2 protein-coding genes are annotated in these 2533 nt (G+C 44.3%); both read right to left on the minus strand.

Annotation, left to right across the window (positions count from 1 at the left end; all coding sequences use genetic code 11):
- Nucleotides 1-86: 86 nt before the first annotated feature.
- A complete protein-coding gene (locus BCT81_RS22270) occupies nucleotides 87-1298 on the minus strand; it encodes an OFA family MFS transporter (protein ID WP_102425876.1) in 1212 nt (403 codons plus the stop codon).
- 22 nt (nucleotides 1299-1320) lie between these two features.
- Complete coding sequence (locus BCT81_RS22275) at nucleotides 1321-2367, minus strand: alcohol dehydrogenase catalytic domain-containing protein (protein WP_008222112.1); 1047 nt, start codon at nucleotides 2365-2367, stop codon at nucleotides 1321-1323.
- Between the last annotated feature and the right edge of the window lie 166 nt (nucleotides 2368-2533).

Raw genomic sequence — 2533 nt, forward strand, 5'->3', positions numbered from 1 at the left:
GGCTTAGATTGCCCAAGCCAACATTAGGTGGAAACACGTTATCGGTAGAGACTCTGAATCTGATAAGAGCCTCACCGATCTCACGTTTAGTATTCCAGATTAACTTCGTCTTTTAATAGCACAGACTTATCAACGGGTTTCATTAAGTAATTCATTACGGTGATTGAAACCAACAGCGCAGCGTAAGCCAAATAAGTGTTTTCAGCCGTCCCCGCTACGGAAGCGAGTATTCCTCCGAAGAACCCTGACACACCCCATGCTGAATAGAGTATTCCAAAGTTGGTTCCATACGTCTTCAGACCATAATCCACCGCTGTTACTGGAGGGAAAACACCAAATAACGCACCATAAGACATGGCGCCTGCGGAGATACCGATCATGAGAGGAATGGTCGTTTCAATGGTTGTAAAAAAGACCATATTGACCGCTTGCAACATAAATATTAAGCCCAGTGTATGAACACGCCCTATCCTGTCGAATACAACGCCGCCAATAACTCGCCCTGCGGTATTAAAAATCGCTAATAAAATGATACCTAACGCAATTTCTTCAGCGGTTAATCCTAGCGATTTACTAACGTTGCCAATAGAGCCGATAAGCATGATGCCTGCTGCTGATGACACCATGAACATTAACCAGATCTGGTAAAATTGAGGGGTTTTCAGCATATCTAGCCACTGGATGTTTATGTCTGAGCCATATTCCGTAGTCTTTCCTCCGGGAATTTCTGAAACATACCCTTTGGGTGGGTTAACCAGCAGAGAAGCCATTGGGATCATAAAGAGCAAGCCGACACCAAGGATCTTGAACGTATCTAAGATGCCATAGTGTTCGATGAGAACGGTCGATAACGGAGCCAAATACAGTGCCGCCATCGCAAACCCACCAGCGGTTAAGCCACTAACCAACCCCTTTCTGTTCTCTGGCCACCACTTCATAGTGCACGGACCAATACAGGCATAAGCAAAGCCCATCCCCGCACCGACCATACACCCGAAGGTAACCTGCAATTCCGCTAATGTTGAGGCATAACCAGACGCTAAAAGCCCCGCCCCGACAAGAAACACACCAAGTATTGTGACCTTCCTTGGCCCTATTTTGTCTTGCCATACCCCAGCCAAAAACAGACTTACCGAAAATGCGAACACGGAAGTCTGGTAAGGCCCATCTACGTCCTTAGGATCAACACCTAGCGCCTCAGCCAAAGGTTCACTGAAAACGCCCCATACATATAGGATACCGATCGATAGGTTCACGATTAAACCTATCACTAGTATTTTAAATGGTTTACTAATCAAGCTAACCTCAACAATTCGCTGTTTATGAACAATCGTTAGAAATGATGACTTTCAACGACTTGTGGTCTGAAGCATGGATAAATGTTGAATAAGCTTCTTCTGACTCTGTTAAATTGAACTGGTGACTAATCAGTTTTTGAGGTTCCAGATAACCCGCTCTAATTTGCTTGATTAACATTGGCGTTGTATTGGTATGAACCATGCCAGCTGTCATAGTGAAGTTTCGTTTCCACATGTCTTCTAGGTTAATCGTTGCAGATTTACCATGAACACCAAGCACTGCAATGTTGCCTCCTGGGCACACCAACTTCTGAGACATATCCCAACCAGCAGGAATGCCAATAGCCTCAATCACCACGTCGACACCCACATCATCTGTCATGTCAAGAATTTGCTGTACGGCGCTGCCATCTGAGTTATCGATCGCATGGGTTGCACCTAGCTCTTTAGCCACTTGCAGTCGATGAGGGTTAGTATCGATTGCATAGATTTCACTTGGAGTGAAGAACTTAGAGGTCATCAGAGCTGCAAGGCCAACGGGGCCACAACCAATAACGGCAACAGAGCAACCTGGCTGAACCTGACCATCTAATACACCCACTTCGTAACCCGTTGGGAAAATATCGCTCAATAAAACCAGAGAGTCTGTATCGATGTCGTCAGGGACAAGATGCAGGCTTGTATCGCCATAAGGAACTCGAACGTATTCCGCTTGGCAGCCATCAATTTCATTACCAAGTAGCCAGCCACCATCTAAACATTGACCAAATTTAGACACTTGACACATTTTGCAGCTACCACATGAAGTAATACATGACACGATCACGCGATCGCCTGGCTTAAACTTACTCACCAACTCACCGCATTCTTCGACGATACCAACCCCTTCATGGCCCATGATTGTGCCTGGCTTAAATGTCGCAACGTTATTTCTTAATATATGTAAATCCGTACCACAAATTGTGGTTTTCTCGATTCTTACGATGACATCGCTTTGCTTCTCAATTGTAGGGATTGGACGTTCTTCCAATTTCGCGCTGTCTTTTCCATCAAATACATATGCTTTCATTATTCTTCCTAGCTGACGTTGTTGTTATATAAATTCGAGCTCATCATATAGACGCAATTAAATAATTAACGTGACCAGCACAGCGATTAACAATCGACTAACAGATAACAAACACAGTTAGAACACCATAAATACCCAGGATGTCGATGTAATATAAGTTATTGTA

This window comes from Vibrio sp. 10N.261.52.A1 (assembly GCF_002876325.1).
In the GTDB taxonomy this organism is placed as follows: domain Bacteria; phylum Pseudomonadota; class Gammaproteobacteria; order Enterobacterales; family Vibrionaceae; genus Vibrio; species Vibrio chagasii.

Bases quoted from the DNA above. Each gene is read 5' to 3' on its own strand.
- BCT81_RS22275 (WP_008222112.1), bottom strand. From the start codon at position 2,367: ATGAAAGCATATGTATTTGATGGAAAAGACAGCGCGAAATTGGAAGAA.